The 16655-nt window shown below is 71.2% G+C and carries 17 protein-coding genes; 4 read left to right on the plus strand and 13 right to left on the minus strand.

Translation table 11 applies throughout. The features are described from left to right. Positions 1-3: 3 nt before the first annotated feature. Genes Q9S36_RS04950 through Q9S36_RS04960 form a run of 3 tightly spaced genes read right to left on the minus strand, consistent with a single transcriptional unit; the run spans position 4 to position 2006 of the window. On the minus strand, positions 4-900 hold the full coding sequence (locus tag Q9S36_RS04950; protein ID WP_311284172.1) for a hypothetical protein: 897 nt from the start codon (positions 898-900) through the stop codon (positions 4-6). Positions 901-919: 19 nt separating this feature from the next. Further along, positions 920-1498 (minus strand): hypothetical protein, encoded by a 579-nt coding sequence (locus tag Q9S36_RS04955; RefSeq protein ID WP_311284173.1) that lies wholly within the window; start codon positions 1496-1498, stop codon positions 920-922. A gap of 43 nt (positions 1499-1541) precedes the next feature. Next, entirely contained in the window at positions 1542-2006 is a 465-nt protein-coding gene (locus Q9S36_RS04960) for a hypothetical protein (protein ID WP_311284174.1), read from the minus strand. Between the two features lie 190 nt (positions 2007-2196). Between Q9S36_RS04960 and Q9S36_RS04965 the strand changes: the two genes are divergently transcribed. Continuing rightward, positions 2197-2478, plus strand: a complete 282-nt coding sequence (locus Q9S36_RS04965) for a Fe-S cluster assembly protein HesB (RefSeq protein WP_311284175.1) — start codon at positions 2197-2199, stop codon at positions 2476-2478. 61 nt (positions 2479-2539) lie between these two features. Here Q9S36_RS04965 and Q9S36_RS04970 read toward each other — a convergent pair whose 3' ends face one another. Both Q9S36_RS04970 and Q9S36_RS04975 read right to left on the minus strand, forming a co-directional pair. After that, positions 2540-2899 (minus strand): hypothetical protein, encoded by a 360-nt coding sequence (locus Q9S36_RS04970; RefSeq protein ID WP_311284176.1) that lies wholly within the window; start codon positions 2897-2899, stop codon positions 2540-2542. Positions 2900-2932: 33 nt separating this feature from the next. Beyond that, complete coding sequence (locus Q9S36_RS04975) at positions 2933-3187, minus strand: hypothetical protein (protein WP_311284177.1); 255 nt, start codon at positions 3185-3187, stop codon at positions 2933-2935. 132 nt (positions 3188-3319) lie between these two features. Here Q9S36_RS04975 and Q9S36_RS04980 point away from each other — a divergent pair, with 132 nt between their 5' ends. Continuing rightward, on the plus strand, positions 3320-3853 hold the full coding sequence (locus Q9S36_RS04980) for a PepSY domain-containing protein (RefSeq protein ID WP_311284178.1): 534 nt from the start codon (positions 3320-3322) through the stop codon (positions 3851-3853). A gap of 221 nt (positions 3854-4074) precedes the next feature. On the opposite strand, the gene Q9S36_RS04985 is transcribed toward Q9S36_RS04980, so the two are convergent. Continuing rightward, on the minus strand, positions 4075-5457 hold the full coding sequence (locus tag Q9S36_RS04985) for an FAD-dependent oxidoreductase (protein WP_217532337.1): 1383 nt from the start codon (positions 5455-5457) through the stop codon (positions 4075-4077). A gap of 10 nt (positions 5458-5467) precedes the next feature. Next, positions 5468-6220, minus strand: coding sequence for an MIP/aquaporin family protein (locus tag Q9S36_RS04990; RefSeq protein WP_311284179.1), 753 nt, complete (start codon positions 6218-6220; stop codon positions 5468-5470). Positions 6221-6268: 48 nt separating this feature from the next. On the opposite strand from Q9S36_RS04990, the gene Q9S36_RS04995 reads away from it, so the two are divergent. Beyond that, positions 6269-6937, plus strand: coding sequence for a helix-turn-helix domain-containing protein (locus tag Q9S36_RS04995; RefSeq protein ID WP_311284180.1), 669 nt, complete (start codon positions 6269-6271; stop codon positions 6935-6937). Positions 6938-6955: 18 nt separating this feature from the next. Further along, positions 6956-7357 carry a low molecular weight phosphatase family protein gene (locus tag Q9S36_RS05000; RefSeq protein ID WP_217532333.1) on the plus strand — a complete coding sequence of 134 codons (402 nt, stop codon included), beginning with the start codon at positions 6956-6958 and terminating at the stop codon, positions 7355-7357. Between the two features lie 198 nt (positions 7358-7555). On the opposite strand, the gene Q9S36_RS05005 is transcribed toward Q9S36_RS05000, so the two are convergent. The 6 genes from Q9S36_RS05005 to Q9S36_RS05030 form a co-directional block, all read right to left on the minus strand. Beyond that, a complete protein-coding gene (locus Q9S36_RS05005) occupies positions 7556-11227 on the minus strand; it encodes an error-prone DNA polymerase (RefSeq protein ID WP_311284181.1) in 3672 nt (1223 codons plus the stop codon). Further along, positions 11227-12810, minus strand: coding sequence for a DNA polymerase Y family protein (locus Q9S36_RS05010; RefSeq protein WP_311284182.1), 1584 nt, complete (start codon positions 12808-12810; stop codon positions 11227-11229). The genes Q9S36_RS05005 and Q9S36_RS05010 overlap by 1 nt, the downstream gene beginning before the upstream one ends. Further along, on the minus strand, positions 12810-13496 hold the full coding sequence (locus Q9S36_RS05015; RefSeq protein WP_311284457.1) for a hypothetical protein: 687 nt from the start codon (positions 13494-13496) through the stop codon (positions 12810-12812). Before Q9S36_RS05015 ends, Q9S36_RS05010 begins: the two co-directional genes overlap by 1 nt. A 126-nt stretch (positions 13497-13622) precedes the next feature. Then, positions 13623-14609 carry a nuclease-related domain-containing protein gene (locus Q9S36_RS05020; RefSeq protein ID WP_311284183.1) on the minus strand — a complete coding sequence of 329 codons (987 nt, stop codon included), beginning with the start codon at positions 14607-14609 and terminating at the stop codon, positions 13623-13625. A gap of 224 nt (positions 14610-14833) precedes the next feature. Further along, the gene (locus Q9S36_RS05025; protein ID WP_064001540.1) at positions 14834-15331 is read right to left on the minus strand and encodes an HNH endonuclease; all 498 of its coding nucleotides are present in this window, start codon (positions 15329-15331) and stop codon (positions 14834-14836) included. A gap of 305 nt (positions 15332-15636) precedes the next feature. Further along, complete coding sequence (locus tag Q9S36_RS05030) at positions 15637-16368, minus strand: M23 family metallopeptidase (protein ID WP_311284184.1); 732 nt, start codon at positions 16366-16368, stop codon at positions 15637-15639. Positions 16369-16655: the final 287 nt, after the last annotated feature.

A 16655-nucleotide genomic window follows, 5' to 3' on the forward strand; every position in this document is an offset into this window, starting at 1 on the left:
GCCTCACCCCACCGGATAGTCGACGTACGCGAACCGCGACCCGTCCGAGGTCCAGCTGTTCACGTTGATCGTGCCCTGTCCGCCGAACACCGTCGCGACGGTCTCGGGATGCCGCCAGCGCCCGCCCCGCACGAGCCGCAGCTCGACCTCGAGGTCGGCCGGGTGCCCCTGCGTGCCCGGCGGGAAGCTGATGTAGACCGCATCCCGGCCCGTCGGCGACGGGTGCGGGAACCAGTTCACGCGGTCGTCGAACGTCAGCTGCTCGAGCTGCGACCGATCGCGATGCATGCGCGCGATCTGGGCGTGCCCGGGCGTCTCGGAGAACTGTTCGGTGTTCAGGTAGATCCACGATCCGTCCGGCGCCCACTCGCTGCCGTCGGCGACGTCACCCAGCGTCAATGGAACATCCTCCGATCCGTCGATCCGCGCCGTCCGCAGATTCGCCGACAGCACCCGCCCGTCGTCGATCGACAGCGCCGTGTACGCGATCCACGCGGCATCCGGGCTCACCCCGTGCAGGAAGTGCATGAACGGGTCGTTCGGGTCCGTGATCCGCACGCCCTCTCCCCCGGCGCGCGGCGCGCGGTAGATCTGGCCGTCGTTCGCCGACAGCAGGATGTCGGCCGTCCCCGGCACCAGCACGTGATCGTTGTTGATGGGTGGGATGCCGGTGAGCGGCACTTCGCTGAGGTCGCCAGCGTCGGCATCCGCTTCGAGCGACCACAGCTTTCCCGCGCCGTTCAGCAGCAGGCCCTCCGGCGCCCAGTTCGGTGCCTCGAGCAGGATCTCGTCGGTCTCGAACACGATGCGGTCGGTGCCCGTCACGACGTCGTAGACGTGCACGCGGGCGCGCTGTCCGTCGAGGGCGAAGTCGCGCGGCGGAAAAACGGTGATGGCCATGCCTCACCGTATCCGGCGGTCAGCGGTCCTCGTCGAACCCCTCGTTCTCGGTGCGCATGTGCTCTATATGCGCCTTCGTGAGCTGATCCTTCGGCGTCTGCTGCACGACCGACCACTCCGGGTCGTCGGCGGGGCCCCCGAGGACGCACTCCTGGTAGTACTGCCCGAACTCGTTCTCGGCGAGGATCGTCACGTACCACTGCGGGTCAATCGTCCGCTCGTACGCCGTCGGATCTCCGACCTGCGTGTCCCCCGCGCCCAGCCCGTTCCGCTGCTCGGCGGCGCAGAGCTCTCCCGCCTGCGCGGCGCTCATGCCGGCGGCATCCGGGTCGGTGCCGGTCGGCGGCTCGACGGGACGCGTCGCGGGCGGCGCGACCGGGGTCGGAGTCGGGTTGTCGCTCGGGGTCGGCGTCGGGGTCGCGCTCGGCGACGGCGACGCGGAGGGCGTTACCGACGGCGACGGCGACGACGCGGTCGGCGCCGGAGAAGACACGGATGCCGTGGGGGTCGGCACGGGCTCGGGGGCGCACCCCGCGAGCAGCAGCACCGCGACGGCGGCGAGCGCACCGGTACACGCGCCGGCCACCGGCATCCTCATCCGCCCCATCGTTGCCTCCCCGAGAGATCGAGGCTCCAGTGTCTCACCGGAGGTCGTCGGGGGTCTGAATCTCCTCGCGCGCGTTGAACCAGCCGAGCCAACCGGTCTCGGTCTGCACGACCTCGTACGGCTCGCAGGCGAACACCTCCGTCGGCAGCGGCTCGCCGAGCTCGCCGTAACGGTCATCGAACGGCAGCGCCAGACGCTCCTTCTTCTCGCAGCCCTCTGGAGCGCTACCGCCCTCGACGGCGATGACGGAATTGGTCTCGTCGTTCGTGGCGGTGTTCTTGATCTTCGTGGCATCCGCCGGGATCCACTCCGGCATGGCGACCCCGACCCAGCCCTTCTCAGCGGCCGCGCGGTCGTCGAACTCCTCAGAGTGCACCTTCTCGAGCACGTCCATCGGGTTGCAGGCGGCGAGAGTCAGGGCGAGGAGCGGTGCGACGAGGCCGGCGGCAGCGGCGAGACGAAGACGACGGGACGACGAGGATGCAGTGAGGTGGGACATGACTCCAGCCAAGCCGCTGCGCCGCCGGGGGGAATCGGCCCGCGTGATGATCCGCGTACGCCGGGCGGATGATCCCGCGAACCTCGGTAAACCGTGTGAGTGCCGGGGCAAGGTGTGTCAGCGGTTGCAGGACGAGCCGATTCTCGAAATCGTGGCCGACTCACGCCCGCAATCCACGGAAGGGAGCATCATGCTCACTCTCACCGAGAACGCCAGCAGCGCCGTCAAGAACCTCGCCTCGCAGATCCCCACCGAGACAGGTGGACTCCGTATCGCCGAGGCTGCCGACCCGCAGAACGGGTACGCCCTCTCCCTCGCCTCCGCTCCCGAAGAAGGCGACACCGTCGTCGAGAGCGACGGCGCGCGAGTGTTCGTCGACCAGGCGGCCAGCGTCGCGCTCGACGACCGCATCCTCGACGCCCGCGTGCAGGAGGACGGCGCCGTCGGCTTCGCCCTCGCGCAGGCCGTCTGAGCCAGAACTTCCCGAGAGCCCCGGACCGATCGGTTCGGGGCTCTCGTGCGTCCGGGCCGGGTCAGAACGAGGCGCCGATACGCTTGCGGAGTCTCCGCAGATCCACGGATGCCGGGATCGTCCATTCCCCGGCGCCGCCGTCGAACTCGACGCGCACCACCTGCGCGCGCTGGTCGATGTCGCCGAGATACGAGATCCGAAGCGCCTGCGATGAGACCGCGACGCCCGTCAGCTCGAGCTCACCGAGCGTGATGGTGCGGTGATCGACGATCGCTTCCGCCGAGATCTCCTCGCCGCGCGCCACCCCGTCCGCCGCGCCGTCGATCAACCGGAAGCGACCGTGGATGAAGCGCGGGCCCCGGAGAGCCTCGCGCACTCCCACGACCGCCTCGCCGAGGAACTCGAGCACATCAGCCAGCATCCGCCGATCCTCGCACCGATCGGCGTCAGCTCGTCACGCCATGCGGTCGACGCGCGCCTTCGCCTTCGCCGGGCGGGCGATCGCCTGCACACTCGCCACGATGCAGGCGCCGCTCGTCGCGAGGAGCACGACGGCTCCGATCAGCATCAGGACACCCAGCACGATCACGGGCATCGGGTTGGTGATGAACAGCACCCCGAGGATCGCGAAGCCCGCGGCGACGACGAGGAACACGAGGCTGATGAAGATCGCGATGAACGCGCCCGAGCCCATCTGCTTCCGCTGCATCGCTGCGTTCCGTTGTGCTTGGTTCGACATGGTGGCCTCCGACCCTCGATCGTCCCCTCACGGTACGGGCGCGGGCCGACGCGATCCCAGGGGTTGCAATCTCAGCAGGAACACTCCTGAGATGGTGGACGCGTGCGCCCCTCCCGTCTCTCCCGCGTCGCTCGCGGCGGGGTCGCGGCATCCCTCGCCACGTGGGCCGCACTGCTCTCGCACGTCGCCGCCGGCGGCGCGATGCCGGGCTGGCTCGGTGTCGCGGTGCCGCTCGTGCTCTCGGTCGCCGTCTGCACCGCCCTCGCGGGACGCCACCTGTCGCTCGTCCGGCTCGCCGTCGCCGCGACCGCGAGTCAGCTGCTCTTCCACACGGGCACGATGTTCGGCCTCGCCAACCAGATCGTCATGCTGCTGCTGGCCGTCGGCATCGCCGGCATGGTCGTGCTCGGCTACGTCATGTGGGTGAAGCGCCGCCCGACGAAGACCGCGCGGGTCGGGATGCCGCCCCGTCGCGGTGTGCTCGACGGCGTCCCCTGGTGGGGTGTCACCGCTGTCGTCGTCGGCGGGGTGCTGATCGGTCTCGCGCTGCCGCTCGTCGGCTGGACGCTCGCAGCCTTCGTCGTGATCGACGTCGCGGTCGACGCGGCGCAGCGGCGGCGCGCGGCGACTCGCTGAGCTGCGCCGGGTTGCCCTCCCCCTCGCCGAAGCGCACCGGGCTGCCCTCCTCCTCGCCGAAGCGCACCGCGCTGCCCTCCTCGTCGCCGAGTCACCACCCCGCTGCCGAATCACCACTCGACTGTGCGCCATCGTGTCGTGATTCGGCACGCGGGTGGTGATTCGGCGGCGGAAGCCCGGACCGCCGGGGCCCTCGCGCGCACGCGCGCCTCGCGGCCGGGTCAGACGGCGAGCGCGGCGCGCGCCCGGGCCTCCCAGGCCTGGGTGGCCATCTGCACGGCGTCCCACGGCGACCCGAGCGGCGGCGTGTAGGACAGGTCGAGCTCGCTCATCGCCGCGACGCTCATCCCGTGATGCAGCGCGGTCGCGTACGTGTCGACGCGCTTGGAGATCTCGGCTCCGCGCGTCCCGACCAGCTGCGCACCGAGCAGGCGACCGTCGCGCTCGTCGCCGGTGATCCGCATGCTGATGGGCGTGGCGCCGGGGTAGTACCGCTTGTGATCGTCCGCGACGGCGGTGTGGCTGAGCGGCCGATACCCTGCGACGGACGCCTCGGCATCCCGCAGTCCCGTCCGTGCCGCGACGAGGTCGAACACCTTCACGACCTGGGTGCCGAGGCTGCCCGCGAACCTCGCGTCACCGCCGATCGCGTTCTCGCCCGCGACGCGCCCCTGTTTGTGCGAGGTGGTTCCGAGCGGAAGGTAGGTCACGCCGAGCAGCCGGTGGTGCGTCACGACCCCGTCGCCGGCCGCCCAGACGTGCGGCAGGCCGGTCCGCATCCGCTCGTCGACGACGACCGCGCCGCCCGCACCGGTCGTCGCACCCGCATTCGTCAGCAGGTCGGTGTTCGGCCGGACCCCCACGACCACGAGCACGAGGTCGGCGGCGTGGCTCACCGGCGCGCCGTGCCGCGAGCCGGTCACCGAGAGGCGCGTCCCGTCCCGGTGCACGGCCTCGATGCGCGTGTCGGTGTGCACGTCGACGCCGTGGCGCGTCAGCTCGTCGCGCACGAGGGCACCGAGTTCAGGGTCGAGCGTCGAGAGCACCTCGGGCCCGCGCTGCAGCTGGGTGACCCTCAGCCCTCGGGCGGTCAACGCCTCGGCCATCTCGAGCCCGACGTAGCCCGCGCCGACGATCATCGCCGACTCGGGCTCGTGCTCGTCGAGGTAGCGCTCGAGAGCGAACGTGTCGCCCATGGAGTGGAGCAGGTGCACCCCGTCCTCCGGCCCGAGCTCCTCGAGCCCGGCGATACCTGCCGTCGACGGCGAGGCCCCCGTTCCCACCATGAGGGCGTCGTACGGGATCGCGGACTCGGTGCCGTCGGCATCGCGCACCGTGAGCCGGCGCCCGTCGACGTCGATCGCGGTGGCGAGAGTGTCGAGCCGCAGGTTCATGCCCGTGGCCTCGAGGTCGGCGTGGGTGCGGTGCGCGAGGGACTGCCACGGCTGCACCTCCCTCGAGAAGTAGTATGGGATGCCGCAGATCGAGAAGTTCGGGTAGGCGTCGGCGACGACGACGGTCACCTCGACGGAGGGGTCGAGTTCGCGGGCGCGCAGCGCGGTGGAGATACCGGCGTCGCTTCCTCCGATGGCGACAAGGTGCATGGGATGCCTCTCAGGGGGTGGTCTCGGGTCGGGTGGGGACGACGACGTCGCCCGCGGCGTCACGGGCGGACGGGTAGAGCGCGAGCAGCAGGCCGACACCGACGGCGGCGCCGACCACCTGCGCGAGCACGAACGGAGCGACGGATGCCGGGGCGATCCCGGCGAACGTGTCGGTGAACATACGCGCCACGGTCACGGCGGGGTTGGCGAACGAGGTGGAGCTCATGAACCAGTAGGCGGCGCCGATGTAGGCGCCGACGGCCGCCGCCATCACCGCAGGGGTCGACGTCCGCGCGAGCGCGAAGATGAGCAGCACGAGTCCGGCCGTGGCGACCACCTCCGCCACGAGATGCCCACCCGTGGCCCGCTCGTTGCCCGAGAAGGCGGGAGCGGCATCGAACATGACGCTCGCGAGGAGCGTGCCGCCGACGCCACCGGTGATCTGCGCCGCCACGTAAGGCCCGGCCTCACGGAAGGGAAGCCCGGTGCGCGAGCGACGCCCGACGAACCAGTCGGCGAGGCTGACGACCGGGTTGAAATGCGCACCCGACACCGGACCGAGCATGAGGATCAGGACAGCGAGAGCCAGAGCGGTCGTGAGGCTGTTCTCGAGCAGCTGCAGGCCGACGTCGTCGGGCGAGAGACGCTGCGCCGCGACACCCGACCCGACGACGACGGCGACGAGCAGAGCGGTGCCGAGGAACTCCGCGAGGAGTCGTCGCGGCAGAGCGGGACGGCGGTGGAGCGATGAGGGGGCTTCCATGACGTCCTCATCTTGACCGAGATGGATGATTCAGTCAATATTGAGTCAATGAACGCTGAGCAAGATTTGGTGCACCGGGCGGCTCGCCACGCCGCGCTGGGAGACCCGTCGCGCCTGCGCATCGTCGATCTGCTGACGCTGAGCGATCTGTCGCCGACCGAGATCGCCGTCGCGCTAGGGATGCCGTCCAACCTCGTGGCGCACCACCTGCGCGCGCTCGAGTCGGTCGGGATGGTGACGCGCTCACGCTCGGAGGGCGACCGCCGCCGCAATTACGTCCGGCTGACCGAGACGGCACTTGCCGACCTGACGCCCGGACGCACCGCTCGCGCGCGCAGAGTCGTGTTCGTGTGCACCGCGAACTCGGCCCGCTCGCAGCTCGCCGCGGCCATCTGGACGGCGCGCAGCAGCATCCCGGCGGCGTCCGGCGGCACGCATCCTGCCGAGCACATCGCTCCCGGGGCGGTGTCGGCCGCCGAGCGGCACGACCTCCCGCTGGGAGACGCTCCCCCGCAGGCCCTCGACGCCGTCCTCGGGGACTCGGACTTCGTCATCACCGTGTGCGACAACGCGCACGAAGAGCTCCAGGTCCCGGGCGACCTCCACTGGTCCATCCCCGACCCCGTGCGCATCGGGACGGACGACGCCTTCGACCACGCCTACGACGAACTCGAGCGGCGCATCGCCGAACTCGCCCCCCGGCTCGCCGCGAGCTGACCCGACCCGAAAGACACCATGAGCGACACCCGCATCCCCACCGTCCTGTTCATCTGCCAGCACAACGCCGGACGATCCCAGCTCGGCGCCGCCCTCCTCGAGACACTCGCCGACGACAGGTTCGCTGCGACCTCGGCGGGACTCTCCCCCGCCGACGAAGTGAACGACGCCGTCGCCGCCTCGCTCGCCGAAATCGGCGTCGACATCTCGGCGCGCGTGCCGCGGTCGGTCACACCCACCGACCTCGACGAGGCCGACGTCGTCGTCCTCATGAAGCCCGGCCTGACGCTGCCGGCCGATCCGCGGGGAGAAGTCCTGGAGTGGTCCTTCCCGAATCCCGAGTCGTGGGACGTCGACGCGGTCCGCCCGCTCCGCGAGGCGGTGGCGGAGCGAATCCGGGCCGAGCTGCTGTCCCGCTAGCCCCCTCGCCGAGTCACCACTCGCGCGCCGAATCACCCCCCGAATCCGCGCATTCGGGGGGTGTCTCGGCACGCGGATGGTGATTCGGCGGATGCGCGACGCGCGCATTGGGCGGGCGATGCGCGCGACGCGCGCGTTGGGCGGGCGACGGGCGCGACGCGCGTGTTGGGCGGGCGACCGGCGGGCACCGGGCAGAGCTCACCGGAAGTCCCGGGACCGGTGCTGCACCCCGACCCGCAGATCCTCGAACCCGTCGGCGACGAGGTTCGTCACGCCCTCGGGTGAACGCTCGAGCATGCCGCGCGCGATCAGGGCGGGACTGTCGCGCAGGATGCGGCGGTACCTGTTCCACACCCCGACCGAGCAGATGACGTTCATGACGCCGTGCTCGTCCTCGAGGTTCAGGAACGTGATCCCGGATGCCGTCGCCGGCCGCTGCCGGTGCGTCACCAGACCCGCGACCTCGATGCGCCGCCCGACCTCGTGCTCGCGCATCCCGCGTGAGGTGATCACCCCGCGCGCGTCGAGCTGCGAGCGGTAGTGCGTCAGCGGATGGTCGTCGGCCGACACCCCCGTCGCCCACAGATCCGCGGCGAGCACGTCGTAGCTCGACTGGTCGGGGAACAGCGGCGGCTGCACCGAGACGAGCGATCCCTCGAGGAACTCCTGCCGGTCCTGCGCGGCATCCCCCGCCAGCCAGATGCCCTCGCGCCGCGTGATCCCGAGGCTTTCGAACGCGCCCGCCGTCGCGAGCGCCTCGAGCTGCGCCGCCGTCGCGCCGGTGCGACGCACAAGGTCGCGCAGGTCCCGGTACGGACCGGATGCCTCGCGTTCCGCCACGATCTTCGTCGCCAGCGGCACGCCGATGCCCGTGATCGAGGCGAGCCCCAGCCGCACCGCGAAGTTGCCGTCCCGCCGATGCGCCGCCGAGTCGTCCGGTAGCGACCGGTCGAACTCCGGCACCGGCGGCTGGATGCGGTCGGTGCACGAGTCCCGGCCCGTCGGCGGGCGGCGGTGCTCGGCATCGGAGCCGTCGCCCGGGCCGGCACCCCCGGCATCCCGCCCTTCGAAATCCCGGCCTTCGAGCGGAGATCTGCGCTCCCGAGGAGGAATCCCGCTCGAAACGTCCTCGTGACGGCCGATCTCCGCGGCACGGCCGACCTCCGCGGCACGGCCGACCTCCGCGGCACGGCCGACCTCCTCGTGACGGCCGATCTCCGCGGCAAGGCCGACCTCCGCGGCACGGCCGATCCCCGCGCGACGGCCGACCTCCGCTCCAGCCCCGCCCTCGTCAACCGGCTCGAGCCCCGCGTCCACCCCCGACGCGTGCAGATCCGGGCGCCGCACCTCCACCCCGTGTCGCCGGGCGTCGGCGGTGAGGGTCGCGGGCGAGTAGAAGCCCATCGGCTGCGCGCGAAGCAACGCGGCGAGGAACGCCGCCGGATAGTGCAGCTTCAGCCACGACGACGCGTACACGAGCAGCCCGAACGACAGCGAATGGCTCTCGGCGAACCCGAAGTTCGCGAACGCCTGGATCTTCACGTAGATGTCGTCGGCGGCCTTGCCGGTCAGGCCGTTGCGCGCCATCCCCTCGTACAGCTTCTTCTTCAGCGAGTCGATCCGCTCAATCCCGCGCTTCGACCCCATCGCACGGCGCAGCAGGTCGGCATCCTCCCCCGAGAGGTCACCGATCGCCATGCCCATCTGCATGAGCTGCTCCTGGAACACCGGGATGCCGAGCGTCCGCTCCAGCACAGGCTTCAGCTTCGGGTGCGCGTAGGTGATCGGCTCGTCGCCGAGCTTGCGCCGCACGAACGGGTGCACCGCGCCGCCCTGGATCGGACCCGGCCGGATGAGCGCGATCTCGACCACGAGGTCGTAGAACTTCCGCGGCTGCAGGCGGGGCAACAGCCCCATCTGCGCGCGGGACTCGACCTGGAACACGCCGATCGAATCGGCGCGGCACAGCATGTCGTAGACCGCCGCTTCCTCCTTCGGCATCGAATCCAACGACCACGTCTCCCCCGTCGCCGCCGCGATCATGTCGAAGCAGTACTGCAGGGCGGCGAGCATCCCGAGCCCCAGCAGGTCGAACTTCACGAGCCCCATCCACGCCGCGTCGTCCTTGTCCCACTGGATGACGGTGCGGTTCTCCATGCGCGCGTGTTCGATCGGCACGACCTCACCGACCGGACGATCCGTCAGCACCATCCCGCCCGAGTGGATGCCGAGGTGCCGCGGCGCCTTCAACAGCTCCCCCGCATACTCGATCACCCGCTCCGGGATGTCGTGATCGGGCGGGGTGTCGAGCACCGCCCCCCAGCGCTCGACCTGCTTAGACCAGGCATCCTGCTGCCCCGGCGAATGCCCCAGCGCCTTCGCCATGTCGCGGACCGCGTTCTTCGGCCGGTACTGGATGACGTTCGCGACCTGCGCCGCCCGCTCGCGCCCGTACGTCTCGTAGACCCACTGGATGATCTCCTCGCGCCGATCCGAGTCGAAGTCGACGTCGATGTCGGGCTCCTCGTCGCGCAGCGCCGACAGGAACCGCTCGAACGGCAGATCGTAGAAGATCGAGTCGATCGCCGTGATGTCGAGCAGGTAGCAGACGGCACTGTTCGCGGCGGACCCCCGTCCTTGACACAGGATGCCGCGACGCCGCGCCTCTTGCACGATGCCGTGCACGATGAGGAAGTACCCCGGGAAGTCCTTCTGCTCGATGACGCCGAGTTCCTTCTCGATGCGCGCACGGTTCGCGTCGGTGGCATCCGGGTACTTGCGGGGAACCGCCTCCCATACGAGGTGCCGCAGCCACGTCATCGGCGTGTGCCCCTCGGGCACCTGCATCTTCGGCAGCGCCGGCTTCGCGCGGCGCAACGGGAACGCGAGCTCGTCGGCGAGCACGACGGTGCGCTCGATAGCCCCCGGGTACCGCCGGAACCGCCGCGCCATCTCGGCGCCCGACCGCAGGTGCGCGCTCGCATGCGAGGGCAGCCAGCCGTCGAGCTCGTCGAGCCCGCGGTTCGCCCGCACCGCCGCAACCGCCGCCGCGAGGTGCACTTTCTCGGGCACGGCGTAGTGCACGTTGTTCGTCGCGACGACCGGCAGCCCGCGCTCGGCGGCGAGGGCGGCGAGCACGTCGTTGTCGCGCGAGTCCGTCGGCGCCCCCTGGTCGATGAGCTCGACGTCGACCCGCTCTGACCCGAACAGGTCGACGAGCCGATCGAGCTCGTACGCCGCGGCGGCCGGCCCGTCGGCGGCGAGCGCCTGCCGGACGGCGCCCTTGCGGCATCCGGTCAACACCTGCCAGTGCCCGCCCGCCCGGTCGGCGAGGTCGTGCAGGTCGTACACCGGACGCCCCTTCTCACCTCCCGACAGCTGCGCGTGCGTGATGGCGGCGGCGAGCCGGTGGTACCCCTCTTCGCCGCGAGCGAGCACCAGCAGGTGCGTGCCGTGCGGATCGGGCTCGCCGTTCTGCGGACCGGGCAGCCCCAGCGACAGCTCGGCACCGAACACGGTCTGCAGCTGCAGGTGCTCGGCCGCTTCGGCGAACCGGACGATGCCGTAGAACCCGTCGTGGTCGGTGATCGCGAGAGCGTGCAGCCCGAGCCGCTCCGCCTCCTCGACGAGGTCCTCGGGCGAGGATGCCCCGTCGAGGAACGAGAACGACGAGTGCGCGTGCAGCTCGGCGTAGGGCACGGCATTCCGCGGCCGCTCGATCTCGGGCGCGCGGTATTTCCCTCGCTTGTGCGACCACGCCGGACTGTCGCCGCCGTCGGTGCCCGCCGGCGCCCCCTCGGGCCGGCGCCGGTCGCTGAGGATCCGCTCCATCTCCGACCACGACACCGACGGGTTGTTGCCCCAGCCCATCAGTCGTACCTGCCCTCGGCGTGCCAGACACCCTCTTCGCACACGAGCAGCCACGCCGTCTGCGCCTCGTCGACGACCTGGAACCGGTGCGCGCGACGGGCGCGGGCGGCATCCCACCCCCGCTCCATGACGGGCCACGGTCCCGCCCACGACGAGATGCGACGCGGATGCCGGGGCCTGCGCGCCCCCGACGCGTCCGGCGCTCCCGGGAGGATCAGCGCGACCGGTTCGGCCGTCAGCTCGCCGCGGCCGTCGACGGCGACCATGTCGTCGTCGCGGTCGATGACGGCGACCGGCACCGGCTCGGGGAACACCGTCGCCGGCAGCGGGTCGGGCAGGCTCCCCGGCCACGGCCGCGCCCGCTCGGCGATCACGGCACGGTCCCCCCACGGCACGAGCACCTGCCGCTCGGCGAGCCAGCGCCCGCCGCCGACCTGCGGGGTGACGACGCCGGTGTGCCCGAGCATCGCCTGCACGCGCGAGAGTGCCGAGTGCACACGCTCTTCGGGACCCGAGCCGAACAGCCCCTTCACGTGATGGGATGCCGCATCCACCTTCTCGGGCGCGATCCGCACCTTCGCGACGGCGCTCTTGAGCCCCCGCTCGGCGAGCTGCCAGCGCACCCGGTCGACGACGGCCGCCGCATCGAACGCGCCCGGATGCAGCCACACCCGCTCGCTGTGATCGCCGCGGTCGCCCGTCAGCGCGACCCTCAGCTCGGTGCAGACGAGGTCGACGGCGCCGAGTCCCGAAATGAACTGTTCCGCGGCGAGCCGGATGCCGAACGCGACCTGGTCGGCGATCTCGAGCGGCGGCTCGAAGCTCACCTCGCGCTCGAGCTCGGGCGGCGGCGTGCGCGGCTGCACCGGCTGCGAGTCGAGCCCCGACGCGAGCGCGTGCAGCCGCGCCCCACGGGGACCGAGCCGTTCGACGAGCCGTTGCGGCGGCAGCGCGGCGAGTTGACCGAGGGTGTGGATGCCGAGACGCGCGAACAGGCTCGCGATTCCCTCGTCCTCGAGCGCCGACACCGGCAGCGGCGAGAGGAACGCGGCCGCCGCCCCCGGCGGCACGATCCGCAGCGGAGTGTCGGCGCCGGTCGCCCGCGCCGCCTGCTCCGCCGTGAACGGACCGTCGCCCACGCCAGCCCGCACGTCGAGCACGCCGAGCTCGGCGAGCGCGCCGGTGAGGGCCGTCGCCGCGCCCGCCTCGCCGCCGTAGAAGCGGGCCGGACCCTTCACCCGCAGCGCGCACAGCCCCGGTTCGCGCAGCTGCACCCCCGGCGCGATCTCCTCGAGCCGGGCGATGAGCGGCGCGAACGTGCGATGGTCGCGCGCGTCGTCGGCGTCGACGACCTGCAGCTGCGGGCACCGCGCCTGCGCGTCGCGGCGCCGCATCCCCCGTCGCACCCCGTCGCCGCGCGCGGCGGGCGACGTCGCCGCGACCATCCCCTTGGCGAAGACGGCGATCGGCTGTGCGGCGTCGGCGAGGCCCTCGCGGGCGAGCGCGACGACCGGCCAGTCCGGCACCCACACGACGAGGCTGCGGACCGGCTCGGTGCCGGTGTCGACGAGCGCGGGATCCATCAGCTCACCGCCCGCATCGGCAGGTCGACCACGGGGGCAACGGGCTGCTCGCGCACCGCGATCGCCCCGTCGGGGGCGGGCAGCAGCATCCGCGACGACCGCGGCACCGGAAAGCGCCGGCTCGTCACCGTGACGGTCAGTTCGCGCCCCTCGAGCACGCCGTACCCGTCGCCGAGCCCCGACCACCGGGCATCCGTCACATCGATCATCGCCTCGGTCTGCGGCCACGGCCCCTGCACGAGCAGCACAACCCCCCGCTCGCGCATGCGGGCCGCGAGCCGCGAGATCTCGGCATCCTTCGCTCTGCTCGGCGGCCGCACTGCGACGACCGGCAGCACGTCGGCGATCGTCGCGGTCACCGCGAGCCAGCGCGGCCCAGGCTCCGGGATCAGCACGAGGTGCGAGAGGTCGACCCCCGCCTTCTCGGCTGCTTCGGCGCCGAACCCCGGCATCCCGACCACCCCGCACCAGCTGCCCGTCTGCGACGGCTGCGCCAGCAGACCGAACAGCAGCGACATCGATCCGCCGATCGCATACGACGAACCGGGGCGCAGTCCCCCGCCCGGCAGCAGCTCGGCCAGGGCAGGATGGGTAGGAAGGGGCGGCGCATCGAGCTTGCGCCCCTGGATCGCGGCCATCTGCGCACGCAGCCGCTGCACCTCTTGGGCAGTGGCGGTGTTTCGCACGATGGATCTCACCTCGACATGGTAGAAGCTTTGTTCGAGTGACTCAAGCGGTCGAGTTCGAAGATACGCACGGCCACGGACATCGCTCCCACCCCCGCATCGAGACGGCATGACGGATGACGCGGTTCAGCCCACGGCCTCACCCCGACCGGCGTCGAGAACGCTCTGCCATGCCTCGGCGTGCGCACCAACGCCCGTCGCATCCGTCGCCATCGAACCCAGGCCCGGGGCGAGCCGCCCGATGAGGCCCGGTCCCACGCGACCGGGGCCGAGCGCGCTGAGGTGGGCCCCCATACCCGCAGTGTCGAAGACCGGGGTGTACGGCGTCCGTGACGGAGCCCCCTTCATCGGCGTGAAGAGTCGGACGCTCTTGTGGGAGTAGAACACGCACGCGTCGATGCTGAGGTCCTCACCGGTCCTGGCTTCGATGAGCCGGCGCAGCGCGAAGGCCTGTCTTCGGACCTGCGCGCGCGGAGCCACGGTGTGCTTCTCCGAGCTACCGCTCGGGTCCGGATGCCGCGTGATCAAGAGCCCTGTTCCCTGTTCCGGACGCCGCACGTGGATGGCGAACTCCCCGTCCGAACCGGCGTCGATGAGCGCGCCGAACGCCGCGTGCAGGGACGATGGAGCCACCCCGTCGAACACGACGCCCTTCCAGTTCTTCGCCTCGATCACCATCACGCGATCATCCAGGAGCAGCACGTGATCGAGCTGTGTCACGTATCTCTGCTGGCCACGCCCGACTGTCGTGAAGACGACCCCTGAGAACAACACGCCGTCCAGGCCGTGCTGCGACAGCAACCCCAGGAGCGTCGCCCGACTCCCCACCTCCCACTTGAGGGATGCCGTGTACGCCTGGTGATAGCGAGCGACGAGAGCCTCGACTTCCTCCCTCTCCCGTCGCTCCACCGCGACCTCGGCGAGATGGGCCGATGTGGCCTCATGTACGACATGTTGCAGGTGCATCTCCCACTGCTGGCGCTCGCGTGCGGCAGCATCCGCGAGAGCAGTCAGCCGACGCGTGTGCCGCCGATGCGAGACCACTACCCAGCCGACCAAACCCACGACGAGAGCTCCCAGAACCACAGGCAGCACTACCGTCGTCGTGTCCATGATGCTCCCGCGGGCCGTGGTGTCGGTCGAACCTCACGCTACGCGAGCGCTCCGACACGCGAGCCCACTCCCCACACCCCCGCTCGTCACCGCGGAACGCCCCCCCGCATCGAGACGGCATGACGCGCGCGAAACACGCTCCCGTTTCGGGCGCGTCATGCAGTCTCGACGGATGCCGCACCACGGCACGCCCACCACGCGCACCGCGCGCGCCGGCCCCCGCGCTACGCGGCGAGCGCCAGGTACGGCTCCCAGGCCGGATCGGTGCGCTCGGTGCCGCGCACGCGCCAGCCGGCGCCGCGCGGGGCCGATGGCGTCCACCGCAGCTCCCAGTGCATCTCCTGGGGAGTCCGGTCGCCCTTCACGTTGTTGCACCGCAGGCACGCGGCGACGAGGTTCTCCCACGAGTCCGCTCCCCCGCGCGACCGCGGCAGCACGTGGTCGATCGTCGTCGCGCTCTTGCCGCAGTAGGCGCACCGGTTGCCGTCGCGCCGCAGCACCCCGCGGCGCGTGACGGGCACGCGACGCCCGGCGGGGATCCGCACGTAGCGGGTCAGCACGATGACGGCGGGGCGGTCGTACACGTCGCGGGTCCCCCAGACGGGATCCTCCTCGACGCGCTCGATGATGGTGGCCTTCTCCGTCATGACGAGCACGAGCGCTCGTTTGAAGGAGACGACGGCCAGGGGTTCGTAACCTGCGTTCAGCACCAGGGTGCGCATGGGGTGTCCTCTCGAACTGCCGTGACGGCTTCAGCGGCCTTCCGTTGCGTCGACGCGGCACGGGTCGAGAGGGGTGCGGGCACGAAAAAAGGCGCTGTCATGATGACAGCGCCTTCATCGCACGACCGACGTCGTGGCAATCGTGCACACGATGCCGCAGCACATGCCGACCTAGCGCATTCCGGTTGCGAATGCGGGGTTGGATGTCCATGCGGCTCCCCTCGGCTCGAACGAGCGTCGGGGTCAGGGTAATACACCCAGGGAGGCCCGAGGGCGAACAGCAGACGAACGGATGCCGTGTGTCGTCAGCCCGCGTTGGCCTGCAGCCAGGACTCGGCGTTCGTGTATCCGCCGTTCACGCGGATCTCGAGGTGCAGGTGGGTGCCGTTGGCGCGGCCGGTGTCGCCGACCTGACCGATCAGCTGCCCGGCCGAGACCTTCTCACCGACCGAGACGCGACGCGTGCCCCAGTCCATGTGCGCGTAGAGCGAGGTGACGCTCGTGCCGCCGATGTTGTGGGCGATCTTCACGTACACACCCCACCCCGGTCCGGACTCGGACGAGGCGACCACGGTGCCGTCGGCGACCGCGTAGATCGGCTCGCCGCGACCGTCCATGTAGTCGGTTCCCTTGTGACCGGCGTACGGACGGCCGAAGTTGTTGAAGTTAGCGAGCGGGCGACGTACGGTGCCCGATCCCGGAGCGACGAGCGGCACCGAGGACGAGAAGCTCGACGACCGCGAGCTGGAGCTCGACGCGCTGGATGCCGCGGCGAGGCGCGCGGCGAGAGCAGCCTTGGCCGCCTCTTCCGCTGCCTTCTTCGCCTTGGCGGCCGCGATCTCCTCGGGCGTCGTGGCGGAGTAGCCGCCGCGCTCGAGCGTCTCGGGGCTGCCCTCCGAGGCGACGACGAGCGACTGCGCGTCGTCGGCGGAGATCTGCTGCAGCGTGCGCGCCTCGGCGACGTCGCCGCGGTCGGTCGCCGCGAAAGCGGGGATGGCCACGGTGGCGACCATGCCGGCGACGGCGGCGACGGTCACGAAACTGCGGACGGGGTGCGGACGGGTGGCGGTCGAACGGGTCGCGGGCGCTTTCGCGGCGACGCGGCGGCTCAGACGACCTCTACGGGGGGCCGTCGACGCCTCAGAAATCTCGTTCGACGGGTGGAACTCTTCAGCCAAGCTGTCCTCCGGCGCCTCCGCATCCCTGCTGGCAGGATGCTGGCTCGTCGGCACTCAGTGTCGGGCACAGATGTACGGGGCACTTCGCGAATGACGAGCCGGAGAGGCAACTCGCGGAGCGGTCCGTGGCGGGCTTCTCGCCGATG

Source organism: Microbacterium sp. ARD31 (assembly GCF_031844425.1).